Source organism: Pseudomonas sp. H3_E04, assembly GCF_054668915.1.
This window is the reverse complement of record NZ_CP162797.1, coordinates 2,130,479-2,144,617: the sequence shown is the minus strand read 5'-3', so window position 1 is coordinate 2,144,617 and position 14,139 is coordinate 2,130,479. Positions and strand designations below refer to the sequence as shown.

General features: G+C 60.6%; 12 protein-coding genes. All 12 read right to left on the bottom strand.

The window, feature by feature from the left end:
• Positions 1-24: 24 nt before the first annotated feature.
• The 12 genes from nuoL to aceA all read right to left on the bottom strand — a co-directional run bounded on the left by nuoL (position 25) and on the right by aceA (position 13,870).
• On the bottom strand, positions 25-1,878 hold the full coding sequence (nuoL, locus tag AB4N53_RS09625) for an NADH-quinone oxidoreductase subunit L (protein ID WP_024013419.1): 1,854 nt from the start codon (positions 1,876-1,878) through the stop codon (positions 25-27).
• Positions 1,875-2,183 carry an NADH-quinone oxidoreductase subunit NuoK gene (gene nuoK, locus AB4N53_RS09620; protein WP_003180046.1) on the bottom strand — a complete coding sequence of 103 codons (309 nt, stop codon included), beginning with the start codon at positions 2,181-2,183 and terminating at the stop codon, positions 1,875-1,877. The genes nuoL and nuoK overlap by 4 nt, the downstream gene beginning before the upstream one ends.
• Before the next feature lie 3 nt (positions 2,184-2,186).
• Positions 2,187-2,687 carry an NADH-quinone oxidoreductase subunit J gene (nuoJ, locus tag AB4N53_RS09615; protein ID WP_007951462.1) on the bottom strand — a complete coding sequence of 167 codons (501 nt, stop codon included), beginning with the start codon at positions 2,685-2,687 and terminating at the stop codon, positions 2,187-2,189.
• A gap of 9 nt (positions 2,688-2,696) precedes the next feature.
• Positions 2,697-3,245 (bottom strand): NADH-quinone oxidoreductase subunit NuoI, encoded by a 549-nt coding sequence (gene nuoI, locus AB4N53_RS09610; RefSeq protein ID WP_016775283.1) that lies wholly within the window; start codon positions 3,243-3,245, stop codon positions 2,697-2,699.
• Between the two features lie 11 nt (positions 3,246-3,256).
• Complete coding sequence (gene nuoH, locus AB4N53_RS09605; protein ID WP_039763316.1) at positions 3,257-4,264, bottom strand: NADH-quinone oxidoreductase subunit NuoH; 1,008 nt, start codon at positions 4,262-4,264, stop codon at positions 3,257-3,259.
• Positions 4,261-6,975: an NADH-quinone oxidoreductase subunit NuoG gene (gene nuoG, locus AB4N53_RS09600; protein ID WP_460120090.1), complete on the bottom strand. Its 2,715-nt coding sequence runs from the start codon at positions 6,973-6,975 to the stop codon at positions 4,261-4,263. The genes nuoH and nuoG overlap by 4 nt, the downstream gene beginning before the upstream one ends.
• A gap of 136 nt (positions 6,976-7,111) precedes the next feature.
• Positions 7,112-8,467 (bottom strand): NADH-quinone oxidoreductase subunit NuoF, encoded by a 1,356-nt coding sequence (gene nuoF, locus AB4N53_RS09595; RefSeq protein ID WP_024013417.1) that lies wholly within the window; start codon positions 8,465-8,467, stop codon positions 7,112-7,114.
• Positions 8,464-8,961 carry an NADH-quinone oxidoreductase subunit NuoE gene (gene nuoE, locus AB4N53_RS09590; RefSeq protein WP_003223804.1) on the bottom strand — a complete coding sequence of 166 codons (498 nt, stop codon included), beginning with the start codon at positions 8,959-8,961 and terminating at the stop codon, positions 8,464-8,466. Before nuoE ends, nuoF begins: the two co-directional genes overlap by 4 nt.
• Before the next feature lie 2 nt (positions 8,962-8,963).
• Positions 8,964-10,748, bottom strand: coding sequence for an NADH-quinone oxidoreductase subunit C/D (gene nuoC / locus AB4N53_RS09585; protein ID WP_122612132.1), 1,785 nt, complete (start codon positions 10,746-10,748; stop codon positions 8,964-8,966).
• Between the two features lie 69 nt (positions 10,749-10,817).
• Positions 10,818-11,492 (bottom strand): NuoB/complex I 20 kDa subunit family protein, encoded by a 675-nt coding sequence (locus tag AB4N53_RS09580; protein ID WP_016775278.1) that lies wholly within the window; start codon positions 11,490-11,492, stop codon positions 10,818-10,820.
• A gap of 10 nt (positions 11,493-11,502) precedes the next feature.
• Positions 11,503-11,916 (bottom strand): NADH-quinone oxidoreductase subunit A, encoded by a 414-nt coding sequence (locus tag AB4N53_RS09575; protein ID WP_003223812.1) that lies wholly within the window; start codon positions 11,914-11,916, stop codon positions 11,503-11,505.
• A gap of 628 nt (positions 11,917-12,544) precedes the next feature.
• The gene (gene aceA, locus AB4N53_RS09570; protein ID WP_003223815.1) at positions 12,545-13,870 is read right to left on the bottom strand and encodes an isocitrate lyase; all 1,326 of its coding nucleotides are present in this window, start codon (positions 13,868-13,870) and stop codon (positions 12,545-12,547) included.
• Between the last annotated feature and the right edge of the window lie 269 nt (positions 13,871-14,139).

Below are 14,139 nucleotides of genomic sequence, written 5' to 3'. Positions count from 1 at the left end.
TTTCGCAAATTCGCAAGGTTCATATCAGACCGCTACCAGCACGATGGCGCCGATCACCAGCACGGCACCAGCAGCCATCGAGGCGGCATACCAACGCAGTTGACCGGTCTCGGTACGGCTCAGGGCTGTGTGACCACCCTTGGCCATACGCGGGATCAGACCGATGGTCTGGTCGAGCGGGTCTTTGCGCAGTACATGGCTGATCGCAAGGTACGGCTTGACGAACAGTTTGTCGTAGATCCAGTCGAAGCCCCAGGCAGCGAACCACCAGGCCGAAAGGAAACGGCCGATGCCGCTGTTGGCGATCGCCGTGACGAAGCGACGCTTGCCGAGGAACAGCAGCGCTGCCAGCAGGATACCGGCCAGGGCGATGGCGCCCGAGGCGATTTCCAGACTGTGCTTGGCTTCGCCACCGGCATGCCCGACGCTTTGCGGCAGTACGCCGTGCAGCGGCGGCACGATCATCGCGCCGACGAAAGTCGACAGCACGATCAGCACCGACAATGGCAGCCAGTGGGCAATGCCGTGGCCGGCGTGGGCTTCGGTCTTGGCTTCACCGTGGAACGCGATGAAGATCAGGCGGAAGGTGTACAGCGACGTCATGAACGCACCGACCAGACCTGCGTAAAGCAGACCTTGATTGCCGCTGGCGAACGCTTCCCAGAGGATTTCGTCCTTGGAGTAGAAGCCTGCGGTAACCAGTGGCAGAGCGGCCAGCGCAGCACCACCGACGATGAAGCTGGCGTAGGCCAGTGGCAGTTTTTTCCACAGACCGCCCATCTTGAAGATGTTCTGCTCGTGGTGGCAGGCAACGATCACCGCACCGGAAGCAAGGAACAGCAGGGCCTTGAAGAAGGCGTGGGTCATCAGGTGGAAGATCGCGCCTTCCCAGGCGCCAACGCCCAGCGCCAGGAACATGTAGCCGATCTGGCTCATGGTCGAGTAGGCGAGGATACGTTTGATGTCGGTCTGCACCAGGGCGGCGAAACCGGCCAGTACCAAGGTCACGCCACCGACGATGCCGACGAGGTGCAGGATGTCCGGCGCCAAGGCAAACAGACCGTGGGTACGGGCGATCAGGTAGACACCGGCGGTCACCATGGTTGCGGCGTGGATCAGTGCCGAAACCGGGGTAGGGCCGGCCATCGCATCCGCGAGCCAGGTTTGCAGCGGCAGCTGGGCCGATTTACCGACAGCACCACCGAGCAGCATCAGGGTTGCCAGAACGATCCAGAAGTCACCGACCTTGAAGTGCTCTGGCGCACGTACCAGCAGTTCCTGGACGTTCAGCGTGCCCAGTTGCTGAAACAGGATGAACAGGCCGATGGCCATGAACACGTCGCCGATGCGCGTGACGATGAAAGCTTTGAGTGCGGCGTTACCGTTGTTGCGGTTGCTGTAGTAGAAACCGATCAACAGGTACGAGCACAGGCCCACGCCTTCCCAGCCGAAGTAGATGAACAGCAGGTTATCGCCGAGGATCAGGAACAGCATGCTGGCGATGAACAGGTTGGTGTACGAGAAGAAGCGCGAGTAACCGTCTTCGCCACGCATGTACCAGGACGCGAACAGGTGGATCAGGAAGCCGACGCCGACGACCACACCGAGCATGGTCACCGACAGGCCATCCAGATACAGCGCGAAGTTCGGCTGGAAACCTTCCACCGACATCCAGCGCCACAGCACCTGGGTGTACACGCCACCCTCCGGCGGTGCGACGTTGAATTGCCAGATCACGTAAGCGGTGACGATGGCCGACAGGCCGATCGAACCGACACCGATCAGCGCCGAGAGGTTTTCCGAGAAGCGGCCGCGCGAGAACGACAGCAACAGGAACCCGATCAGAGGGAATACGAAAGTCAGAAAGAGTAGGTTCATCCGCGCATCTCACTGGCAGCGTCGATATCGAGCGTGTGGAAGCGGCGATACAGTTGCAGCAGGATCGCCAGGCCAATACTGGCCTCGGCCGCTGCAAGGCTGATCACCAGGATGAACATGATCTGTCCATCCGGCTGCGCCCAGCGGGCGCCCGCAACGATGAAGGCCAGGGCAGAGGCGTTCATCATCACTTCCAGACTCATCAACACGAACAAAATGTTGCGGCGGACCATCAGGCCGACCAGACCAAGGCAGAACAGGATGCCGGCGACGGCCAGTCCATGTTCGAGAGGGATAGCAGGCATGTCTTACTCCTTCGCCTCGTTACGGCCCAAATGGAACGCCGTGACGGCTGCGGCGAGCAGCAGCATCGAGGCGAGTTCGACCACCAGCAGGTACGGGCCGAACAGGCTGATGCCCACGGCTTTCGCGTCTACGGTGGTGTGGCCGATGGCCTGGCCGCTCTGATGAGCGAACAGCACATACAGCAGTTCGGCCAGCAGCAGCGCGGCAAGAATCACCGGTCCGGCCCAGATGCCGGGCTTTAGCCAAGTGCGTTCCTGCTGCACCGAGGCGGGACCGAGGTTGAGCATCATCACCACGAACACGAACAGCACCATGATGGCGCCGGCGTAGGCGATTACTTCCAGCACACCGGCAAACGGCGCGCCGAGGGCGAAGAAGGTCATGGCCACGGCGATCAACGAGATGATCAGGTAGAGCAGGGCGTGCACGGGGTTGGTGTTGGTGACCACACGCAACGTGGACACCACAGCAATACCCGATGCGAAATAGAAAGCGAATTCCATCGTTCTTCCTTAAGGCAGCAAGCTCTTCACGTTGATCGGTTCGGCTTCGTTCTGCGCAGCGCCTTTCGGCTTGCCAGCGATTGCCATACCTGCAACACGATAGAAGTTGTAATCAGGGTTTTTGCCGGGGCCGGAGATCAAAAGATCTTCTTTCTCGTACACCAGGTCCTGACGTTTGAACTCGGCCATCTCGAAATCCGGGGTCAGCTGGATCGCGGTGGTCGGGCAGGCTTCCTCGCAGAGACCGCAGAAAATGCAGCGCGAGAAGTTGATCCGGAAGAAGTCCGGGTACCAGCGACCGTCTTCGGTTTCAGCTTTCTGCAGCGAGATGCAACCCACCGGGCAGGCCACGGCGCACAGGTTGCAGGCTACGCAGCGTTCTTCGCCATCGGGGTCGCGGGTCAGGACGATGCGGCCACGGTAACGCGGCGGCAGGTAGACCTGTTCCTCGGGGTATTGCAGGGTGTCGCGCTTGCGAAAGCCATGGCCGAAGACCATGACCAGGCTGCGCAACTGGGTACCGGTACCCTTAACGATGTCGCCAATATATTTGAACATGGGTCAAATCCTCACTGAACCGCAACCGCAGGCGTGTTCAACAACACAACCGCAGCGGTCACCAGCAAATTGATCAGGGTCAGTGGCAGGCAGAATTTCCAGCTGAAATCCATCACCTGGTCATAACGCGGACGCGGGATGGAAGCGCGCAGCAGGATGAACAGCATGATGAAGAACGCGGTCTTCAGTGCGAACCAGACGAAGGACAGTTGCGGCAGGATGCCGAACGGACCGTGCCAGCCACCGAAGAACAGGGTGACCAGCAGCGCCGAGATCAGGATGATGCCGATGTATTCACCGACGAAGAACATGCCCCATTTCATACCGGCGTATTCAATGTGGTAACCGTCGGCCAGTTCCTGTTCCGCTTCCGGCTGGTCGAACGGGTGACGGTGAGTCACGGCGACGCCAGCGATGAAGAAGGTACAGAAGCCGAAGAACTGCGGAATGATGAACCACAGGTTCTGCGCCTGGTACTCGACGATGTCGCGCATGTTGAACGAGCCGACCTGCACCACGATGCCCATCAGAGCCAGGCCCATGAACACTTCGTAGGACACGGTCTGCGCCGAGGCACGCAAGCTGCCGAGCAGGGCGAACTTGTTGTTGCTCGACCAGCCGGCGAACAGCACCGCGTAGACCGACAGACCGGCCATGGCGAAGAAGAACAGCAGGCCGATGTTCAGATCCGCCACGCCCCAGGTCGGGGTGATCGGGATGATCGCAAAGGCGATCAGCAAGGCGGACATGGCCACCACCGGCGCCAGGGTGAAGATCACCTTGTCGGCAAACGGCGGGGTCCAGTCTTCCTTGAAGAACATCTTCAGCATGTCGGCGGCGATCTGGAACATGCCGAACGGGCCAACGCGGTTCGGACCGTAACGGTCCTGCCACCAGCCCAGCAGGCGACGTTCGACAAAGCTGAGCAAGGCGCCTGCGACCACTACGGCCAGCAGGATCACGATGGCTTTGATGACCGTCAGGATCACATCGATCACTTCAGGGGTGAACCAGGTCATTGCGCTGCCTCCTGCAGACCGTCGACGGACACGCCGGCGAATGCCGGTGGAATGCCGGCGATGCCCGCAGGCAATGCCACCAGACCGGCGCCCAGTTCTTCATTGATGCGCAGCGGCAGACGCAATGTCTGACCGGCCACGTTCAGGCTGAGCAGGGCACCGTCGTTGACGCCCAGACGATCCGCTTCGGACTTCGCCAGCGCCACATAAGGCGCCGGAATGCGCTCTTGCACCGGGGCGGCTTTCGAAGAATTTTCTTCGCTGCCGAACAGGTGGAAGAACGGCACGGCTTGCCAGGTACCCGGCGCCGGGTTGAACGCACGCGGCGCAGCAGCGAACCAGTTCAACGAGTCACCGCTGCTTTCGATCAGGCGTGTGCCCGGGTCGCCAGCGCGCAGATGACCACCGACTTCGTCCTGGAACTTGTTCCACGCTTGTGGCGAGTTCCAGCCCGGCGACCAGGCGAACGGAACCTGCTGACGCGGTTCGGCAGAGCCCGAGTAACCTTCCATGGAGAACGCGAACGCGGTGTCCTGGTCTTGCGGGGTGCGCGGTTCGTGAACGCTGATGTCGGCGCGCATGGCGGTGCGACCGGAATAACGCAACGGCTCACGCGCCAGTTTCAGACCCTTGATGCGGAACGCAGCGGAAGGTGCAGCATCAACGATGCGCGCCAGTTGCGCGGTGCTCGAGGCAACGGCAGCGGTGACGTGGTCGAGTTGCGTCCAGTCGATCGGCTGGTTCAGCAGGGTGGCGCGCAAGGCGTGCAACCAGCGCCAGCCTTCGTGCACCAGAATGCTCGCGTCGAGGTATTGCGGATCGAAAACCTGGAAGAAGCGCTGGGCGCGGCCTTCCTGGCTGACCAGCGTACCGTCGCCCTCGGCGAAGCTCGCCGCTGGCAGAACCAGGTGCGCGCGATCAGTGGTGGCGGTTTTCTGATGGTCGGCAACGATCACCACTTTCGCGGCGTTCAGTGCGGCATCGACCTTGGTTTTGGCGGTGCGGGTGTACAGATCGTTTTCCAGCACGACGATCGCATCGGCCTGGCCATCGATGACCGCTTGCAGCGCGGCGTCGACCGATTCGCCACCGAGCATGGCCAGACCGAGGCTGTTGGCTTCCGGCACGATCAGGCTGATCGAACCGTTCTTCTCGCGCAGCTTCAGGGCTTTGGCGATGTTCGCGGCAGCTTCGATCAAGGCTTTGGAGCCCAGCGAAGTACCGGCGATGATCAGCGGACGCTTGGCGGCGAGCAGGGCATCGGCGATGCGCTGCGCCAGTTCCAGAGCTTCGGCGTCCAGACCTTCGACGGCCGGTGCGCTGGCATCCAGAGCGTGCGCAACGGCGAAACCGATGCGCGCCAGATCATCCGGAGCGGCGTGTACGCACTCTTCGGCAACGTCGTCGAGCTTGGTTTCGGCCAGGCTGGCAATGAACAGCGGGTTCAGCGCGTGCTGACCGATGTTCTTCACCGCCGCGTCGAGCCAAGGCTGGACGCGCATGGCTTCGGCCATGTCTTCAGCCTTGCCCTTGACCGACTGACGCAAGGCCAGCGCCATACGCGCAGCGGTCTGGGTCAGGTCTTCGCCGAGGACGAAGATCGCGTCGTGGTCTTCGATGTCGCGCATGTTCGGCACTGGCAGCGGGCTGTCGTTCAGCACTTGCAGGACCAGACGGATGCGCTCCAGCTCGGAGGCTTCGATACCCGAATAGAAGTGCTCGGCGCCGACCAGTTCGCGCAACGCGTAGTTGCTTTCAAGGCTGGCGCGCGGCGAACCGATGCCGACGATATTGCGTCCGCGCAGCAGGTCGGCGGCTTTGTCCAGCGCAGCGTCGAGGCTGAGCTTGGTGCCATCGGCCAACAGCGGCTGACGTGGGCGGTCGGTGCGGTTGACGTAGCCATAACCGAAACGGCCACGGTCGCACAGGAAGTACTGGTTCACCGAACCGTTGAAACGGTTTTCGATGCGACGCAGTTCACCGTAACGCTCGCCCGGGGAAATGTTGCAACCGCTCGAGCAGCCGTGGCAGATGCTTGGCGCGAACTGCATGTCCCACTTGCGGTTGTAGCGCTCGGAGTGAGTCTTGTCGGTGAACACACCGGTCGGGCAGACCTCGGTGAGGTTGCCGGAGAACTCGCTTTCGAGGGTGCCGTCTTCAACGCGACCGAAGTACACGTTGTCGTGGGCGCCGAATACACCGAGGTCAGTGCCGCCGGCGTAGTCCTTGTAGAAACGCACGCAGCGGTAGCAAGCGATGCAGCGGTTCATTTCGTGGGAAATGAACGGGCCCAGTTGCTGGTTCTGGTGGGTGCGTTTGCTGAAGCGATAGCGGCGCTCGTTGTGGCCGGTCATCACTGTCATGTCTTGCAGGTGGCAGTGACCGCCTTCCTCGCACACCGGGCAGTCGTGCGGGTGGTTGGTCATCAGCCACTCGACAACACTGGCGCGGAACGCCTTGGATTCTTCATCGTCGATGGAGATCCAGGTGTTGTCGCTGGCCGGGGTCATGCAGGACATGACGATGCGACCACGGGTGTCGTTCTCGTCGGTGTACTGCTTGACCGCGCACTGGCGGCAGGCTCCGACGCTACCGAGCGCGGGGTGCCAGCAGAAATATGGAATGTCGAGGCCCAGCGACAGACATGCCTGTAACAGGTTGTCTGCCCCGTCGACTTCGAGCGCTTTGCCGTCTACGTGGATAGTGGCCATGGTTCAAAGGTCTTCGTTGGCCCGGTGTCAGCGGGCGTGGCTAATGGAATCTTGTTATGCGTCCGAATCCAAACAGCCCCGAAGGGCGTCATCGGACGAAAGGCGAAGGGCACGGACCCTTCGCCTTTTTAAGCGTTTACGCGCCGACTACGATCGGCCTTGCCAGAGGCGGGACGGCGGCGCTGACAGGCGCGATACCGGCTTCGAACTCTGGACGGAAGTATTTGATGGCGCTGCCCAGCGGCTCCACGGCTCCCGGTGCGTGAGCACAGAAGGTCTTGCCCGGGCCGAGGAAACCGACCAGACCCAGCAGGGTCTCGATATCGCCTGGCTGGCCCTTGCCCTGTTCGATGGCCATCAGCAGCTTGACGCTCCATGGCAGGCCATCACGGCACGGGGTGCAGAAACCGCAGGATTCACGGGCGAAGAACTGCTCCATGTTGCGCAGCAGCGAGACCATGTTGACGCTGTCGTCCACCGCCATTGCCAGACCGGTACCCATGCGGGTGCCCACTTTGGCGATGCCGCCGGCATACATTTGTGCGTCGAGGTGCTCGGGCAGGAGGAAACCGGTACCGGCACCGCCTGGCTGCCAGGCTTTGAGCTTGAAGCCGTCGCGCATGCCGCCGGCGTAGTCTTCGAAGAGTTCACGACCGGTGACGCCGAATGGCAGTTCCCACAGGCCCGGATTCTTGACCTTGCCGGAGAAGCCCATGAGCTTGGTGCCCATGTCTTCGGAACCTTCGCGGGCCAACGATTTGTACCAGTCAACGCCGTCGGCAATGATCGCCGGAACGTTGCACAGGGTTTCGACGTTGTTCACGCAGGTCGGCTTGCCCCACACGCCGACGGCGGCAGGGAAGGGCGGCTTGGAGCGCGGGTTGGCGCGGCGGCCTTCGAGGGAGTTGATCAGTGCGGTTTCTTCACCGCAGATGTAACGCCCGGCGCCGGTGTGGACGAACAGCTCGAAATCGAAACCCGAACCGAGGATGTTCTTGCCCAGCAGGCCGGCCGCCTTGGCTTCTTCCACTGCACGGTTGAGGTGCTTGGCGGCGGTGGTGTATTCGCCGCGCAGGAAGATATAGCCACGGTAGGTTTTCAGCGCACGGGCACTGATCAGCATGCCTTCGATCAGCAGATGGGGCAGTTGCTCCATCAGCATGCGGTCTTTCCAGGTGTTCGGCTCCATTTCATCCGCGTTGCACAGCAGGTAGCGGATGTTGATGGATTCGTCCTTGGGCATCAGGCCCCACTTCACGCCAGTGGGGAAGCCGGCGCCGCCGCGACCCTTGAGGCCGGCGTCTTTGACGGTCTGGACGATGGCGTCCTGATCCATCTCGGCGAAGGCTTTGCGTGCAGCGGCGTAGCCGTTCTTGGCCTGGTACTCGTCGAGCCACACGGCTTCGCCGTCATCGCGCAGACGCCAGGTCAGCGGGTGAGTCTCGGCCGAGCGCTGGATGCGGTTGGCTGGACCAAAAGATGTCAGGGTCATACGTAGCCCTCGAGCAGTTTGGCCACGCCAGCAGGCTGCACGTCGCCAAAGGTGTCGTCGTCGATCATCAGCGCCGGTGCCTTGTCGCAGTTGCCGAGGCAGCAGACAGGCAGCAGGGTGAAACGACCGTCGGCGGTGGTCTGACCCAGGCCGATGCCCAGATTGTTCTGGATTTCGCTGACCACCGACTCGTGGCCGCCGATGTAGCAGACCATGCTGTCGCAGACGCGAATGATGTGGCGGCCGACCGGCTGACGGAAGATCTGGCTGTAGAACGTCGCAACGCCTTCAACGTCGCTGGCCGGGATGCCGAGGATCTCGCCGATCGCGTACAGGGCGCCATCCGGCACCCAGCCGCGTTCCTTCTGAACGATCTTCAGGGCTTCGATCGACGCCGCGCGCGGGTCTTCGTAGTGATGCAGCTCGTGCTCGATGGCCGAGCGCTCGGTTTCACTCAAGGTGAAACGGTCTGTCTGGATAAGCGTGCTGTTCATGCTTAGCGGTCCACGTCGGCCATAACGAAGTCGATACTACCCAGGTACGCAATCAAGTCCGCGACCATGCTGCCTTTGATCACCGAAGGGATCTGCTGCAGATGCGGGAAGCTCGGAGTACGGATCCGGGTACGGTAGCTCATGGTGCCGCCGTCGCTCGTCAGGTAATAACTGTTGATGCCCTTGGTCGCTTCGATCATCTGGAAGGATTCGTTGGCCGGCATGACCGGGCCCCACGAAACCTGCAGGAAGTGCGTGATCAGGGTTTCGATGTGCTGCAGCGTGCGCTCTTTCGGCGGCGGCGTGGTCAGCGGGTGATCCGCCTTGTACGGGCCTTCCGGCATGTTGCGCATGCATTGATCGATGATCTTGATGCTCTGGCGCATCTCTTCGACGCGAACCATGCAGCGGTCGTAGGCATCGCCGTTGACGGCCAGCGGCACTTCGAATTCGAAGTTCTCGTAACCCGAGTACGGACGCGCTTTACGCAGGTCGAAATCGCAACCGGTCGAACGCAGGCCGGCACCGGTGACTCCCCATTCCAGGGCTTCTTTGGTGTTGTAGGCGGCAACGCCGATGGTACGACCCTTGAGGATGCTGTTCTGCAGGGCGGCCTTGGTGTATTCGTCCAGACGCTTGGGCATCCACTCGACGAAGTCCTTGACCAGTTTTTCCCAGCCGCGCGGCAGGTCGTGGGCGACGCCGCCGATGCGGTACCAGGCCGGGTGCAGACGGAAACCGGTAATCGCCTCGATCACCGTGTACGCCTTCTGGCGGTCGGTGAAGGTGAAGAACACCGGGGTCATGGCGCCGACGTCCTGGATGTAGGTACCCAGGAACAGCAGGTGACTGGTGATCCGGAAGAACTCGGCCATCATGATGCGGATGACGTCGACCTTCTGCGGCACCTTGATGCCGGCGAGCTTCTCGACCGAGAGCACGTACGGCAGGTTGTTCATCACGCCGCCGAGATAGTCGATACGGTCGGTGTACGGAATGTAGCTGTGCCAGGACTGACGCTCGCCCATCTTCTCGGCGCCACGGTGGTGGTAACCGATGTCCGGGACGCAGTCGACGATCTCTTCGCCGTCCAGCTGCAGGATGATGCGGAACGCACCGTGCGCCGAAGGGTGGTTCGGGCCGAGGTTGAGGAACATGTAGTCCTCGTTGGCACCGGAACGCTTCATGCCCCAGTCTTCCGGACGGAAACGCGCGGCTTCCTCTTCCAGCTGCTGCTTGGCGAGGTTGAGGCTGTATGGGTCGAATTCGGTGGCGCGCGCCGGGAAGTCCTTGCGCAGCGGGTGACCTTCCCAGGTCGGCGGCATCATGATGCGCGACAGGTGCGGGTGGCCTTTGAAGTCGATGCCGAACATGTCCCAGACTTCGCGTTCGTACCAGTTGGCGTTCGGCCAGATGCTGGTGACGGAAGGCATGCTGAGGTCGCCTTCGGACAAGGCCACCTTGATCATCACGTCACTATTACGCTCCAGCGACATGAGGTGATAGAACACGGTGAAATCGGCGCCGGTCGGCAGCCCTTGACGCTTGGTGCGCAGACGCTCGTCCACGCCGTGCAGGTCATAGAGCATGACGTACGGCTTGGGCAGGTTGCGCAGGAAAGTCAGGACTTCAACCAGTTTGGCGCGGGCCACCCACAGCACCGGCATGCCGGTGCGGGTTGCCTGCGCGGTGAACGCTTCGGCGCCAAAACGGTTGTTCAGTTCGACGACCACATCCTGGTCGTCTGCCTTGTAAGGCGGGATGTACAGAGCACTGCCTGTAGTCATGGTTATTTTTTCGCTTTCGGTCAACGTAAAGAATGAAGCCAGCTTCTCGTTACTTGGAACAGAACTGGATCAGACTTCGTCAGGGCTGCGCAGATTGGTGACTGCGATTCGCTGTTCGCGGCGCTGTTCCTTCTGCGATGGCATGTCGGCGCGGTACACGCCTTGATCACCAACGACCCAGGAAAGCGGACGACGCTCCTGTCCAATCGATTCCTGCAACAGCATCAAGCCTTGCAGAAATGCTTCCGGACGGGGCGGGCAGCCAGGTACGTAGACGTCCACGGGCAGGAACTTGTCTACGCCTTGAACCACGGAGTAGATGTCGTACATGCCGCCGGAGTTGGCGCACGAACCCATGGAAATAACCCATTTCGGTTCGAGCATTTGCTCGTAGAGGCGCTGAATGATCGGCGCCATCTTGATGAAGCAGGTACCGGCGATAACCATGAAGTCGGCCTGACGCGGCGAGGCCCGGATCACTTCGGCGCCAAAGCGCGCGATGTCGTGGGGCGCCGTGAAGGCGGTGGTCATTTCCACGTAGCAGCACGACAGGCCGAAGTTGTACGGCCACAGGGAGTTTTTACGTCCCCAGTTGACCGCGCCACTCAGCACGTCTTCCAGCTTGCCCATGAAAATGTTTTTGTGGACTTGATCTTCTAACGGATCGGCAACGGTTTCCCGCTGGCCAATCGGATACTGCTCGTTAGGAGCATCGGGGTCGATCCTGGTGAGATTGTATTGCATTGCCAAAGCCTCATTGTTTCAGCTTCGCCTGCCGCTTGCGACGAGCTTCCGGAGCCCAGTCAAGGGCGCCCACTCGGAACAGGTAGACAAGACCTGCCAACAGAATTGCTATGAAAACGAGAGCTTCGACGAATCCGGTCCAGCCGCTTTCGCGGACGGACACAGACCATGCAAAGAGAAAGAGGGCTTCGATATCGAAGATCACGAAGAGCATCGCGACCAGATAGAATTTGGCTGAGAGCCGCAAGCGGGCGCCACCGGTAGGTAGCATGCCCGACTCGAACGGTTCGTTTTTGCTGCGACCCCAGGCTTTTGACCCGAGGAGGCTGGAAACGCCAAGCATGAAGGCACACAGGCCGACGACACCCAGAAGGAAAATGGCAAAGCCCCAGTTGTGGGCCATGAGTCCTGTCGCTTCGGGCATGCTGGTAATCCTTAACAGAGAGCAAAGGTCTCTGAGCTTGATAAAGAAATAAGGCAGTGACGATATGTCGCAGCAATCAATCGGGCTGATTTTATGGCTAAACACCCGGCAAGTAAAATTCCAAAGGCGAAATTATTTACCGGATTAAGGACATAGCGCTTGTCCGCAGCCCTGCGGCCCATGCGTTGCGGGCATTAGCCGGGTTTCCATCAATTATGTTTTGTAGGGTTTGTAACGAACATAGTTGCCGCTAAATGATAATTGATATCGTTTGGAGTGGTTTTGTAACTGTTTAACGAGTGAGTGGCTGGGAAGTTGTCTTACTTGCGCGTTACTGCAAGTAGCGAGGCCTACCGTTTTAGCGGAAATTTCTGACGCTTGTTGCGCTTCAGATCAATGTTTCGCGCGGTCGCCGCAGTCCCCTGTAGGAGCTGCCGAAGGCTGCGATCTCTTGATCCTGCCTTCCAAAAGTAAAATCAAAAGATCGCAGCCTTCGGCAGCTCCTACAGTGCACGCATGCATTTCCCCAGGCAAAAAAACGCCCCGATCCAGTCGGGGCGTCAGTCTTGCGGCTTTGCGATTGGTTTTTATTCGGTCCGCAAAGGCCGTTTGCTCAGGTGAAGCCGAATCAGTGGAACTGTTCTTCTTCGGTCGAGCCGGTCAACGCGGTCACCGAGGACGAGCCGCCCTGGATCACGGTGGTCATGTCATCGAAGTAGCCAGTGCCCACTTCCTGCTGGTGTGCAACGAAGGTGTAACCCTTGGCGGCGTCAGCGAATTCCTGCTCCTGCAGCTTCACGTAGGCAGTCATGTCGTTGCGGGCGTAGTCGTGCGCCAGGTTGAACATGCTGTGCCACATGTTGTGAATGCCGGCCAGGGTGATGAACTGGTGCTTGTAGCCCATGGCGGACAGTTCGCGCTGGAACTTGGCGATCGTCGCGTCGTCCAGGTTCTTCTTCCAGTTGAAGGAAGGCGAGCAGTTGTACGACAGCAGCTGGTCCGGGTATTCCTTCTTGATCGCTTCAGCAAAGCGACGGGCTTCTTCCAGATCCGGCTTGGCGGTTTCGCACCAGATCAGGTCGGCGTACGGCGCGTAAGCCAGGCCACGGGCGATCGCTTGATCCAGACCGGCACGTACCTTGTAAAAACCTTCCTGAGTACGCTCGCCGGTCACGAATGGCTGATCGTACGGGTCGCAGTCGGAGGTCAGCAGGTCGGCCGCGTTGGCGTCGGTGCGGGCCAGAATGATGGTCGGCGTGCCGGCAACGTCAGCTGCCAGACGGGCAGCGGTCAGCTTCTGGACGGCTTCCTGGGTTGGCACCAGAACCTTGCCGCCCATGTGGCCGCATTTCTTCACCGAAGCCAGTTGGTCTTCGAAGTGAACGCCAGCGGCGCCTGCTTCGATCATGCTTTTCATCAACTCGTAGGCGTTGAGTACGCCGCCGAAACCGGCTTCAGCGTCGGCCACGATTGGCGCGAAGTAGTCGATGTAGCCTTCATCGCCCGGGTTCTTGCCGGCCTTCCACTGGATCTGGTCAGCACGACGGAACGAGTTGTTGATGCGCTTGACCACGGTTGGCACCGAGTCCACCGGGTACAGCGACTGATCCGGGTACATCGATTCTGCAGAGTTGTTGTCCGCAGCCACCTGCCAGCCGGACAGGTAGATCGCCTGGATACCGGCCTTGACCTGCTGAACAGCCTGGCCGCCAGTCAGGGCGCCCATGCAGTTGACGAAATCTTTCTCTGGACGGAAGGACGGCTTGGCACCCTGGGTGACCAGGTTCCACAGCTTCTCGGCGCCCATCTTCGCGAAGGTGTGCTCAGGCTGAACCGAGCCACGCAGGCGGACCACGTCGGCAGCGGAGTAAGTGCGAGTCACGCCTTTCCAGCGCGGGTTCTCGGCCCAGTCTTTTTCGAGGGCTGCAATTTGCTGTTCGCGTGTCAGTGCCATGGAGATAAACCTCGTCGCGTCTTTTATGAAAAGTTGTTCTGCGGTGGAAAATTCCTGCGCTCGCTGACCAGAAGCTTAGGTGGTCAAGTCGGATTCGGCGGGGTAGGCGACGGGATGAACGATGGGCTCGAGGGGAAAGTGAGCAGGTAGTGGCGCGGTGCGGGCGCATTCCGGCGTCATGGGCCTTTATGCGGTCTGCAGCGTGAAGCCGGGTTACCTAAATACGCTTCCGTCCCTCGGGACAACTTCGTTCCAGTCGGCAACCTCGT

What these genes read in the sequence shown, in the direction of transcription:
- nuoL (WP_024013419.1), bottom strand. Translation starts at nt 1,878, where the DNA reads ATGAACCTACTCTTTCTGACTTTCGTATTCCCTCTGATCGGGTTCCTG.
- nuoK (WP_003180046.1), bottom strand. Translation starts at nt 2,183, where the DNA reads ATGCCTGCTATCCCTCTCGAACATGGACTGGCCGTCGCCGGCATCCTG.
- nuoJ (WP_007951462.1), bottom strand. Translation starts at nt 2,687, where the DNA reads ATGGAATTCGCTTTCTATTTCGCATCGGGTATTGCTGTGGTGTCCACG.
- nuoI (WP_016775283.1), bottom strand. Translation starts at nt 3,245, where the DNA reads ATGTTCAAATATATTGGCGACATCGTTAAGGGTACCGGTACCCAGTTG.
- nuoH (WP_039763316.1), bottom strand. Translation starts at nt 4,264, where the DNA reads ATGACCTGGTTCACCCCTGAAGTGATCGATGTGATCCTGACGGTCATC.
- nuoG (WP_460120090.1), bottom strand. Translation starts at nt 6,975, where the DNA reads ATGGCCACTATCCACGTAGACGGCAAAGCGCTCGAAGTCGACGGGGCA.
- nuoF (WP_024013417.1), bottom strand. Translation starts at nt 8,467, where the DNA reads ATGACCCTGACATCTTTTGGTCCAGCCAACCGCATCCAGCGCTCGGCC.
- nuoE (WP_003223804.1), bottom strand. Translation starts at nt 8,961, where the DNA reads ATGAACAGCACGCTTATCCAGACAGACCGTTTCACCTTGAGTGAAACC.
- nuoC (WP_122612132.1), bottom strand. Translation starts at nt 10,748, where the DNA reads ATGACTACAGGCAGTGCTCTGTACATCCCGCCTTACAAGGCAGACGAC.
- AB4N53_RS09580 (WP_016775278.1), bottom strand. Translation starts at nt 11,492, where the DNA reads ATGCAATACAATCTCACCAGGATCGACCCCGATGCTCCTAACGAGCAG.
- AB4N53_RS09575 (WP_003223812.1), bottom strand. Translation starts at nt 11,916, where the DNA reads ATGCCCGAAGCGACAGGACTCATGGCCCACAACTGGGGCTTTGCCATT.
- aceA (WP_003223815.1), bottom strand. Translation starts at nt 13,870, where the DNA reads ATGGCACTGACACGCGAACAGCAAATTGCAGCCCTCGAAAAAGACTGG.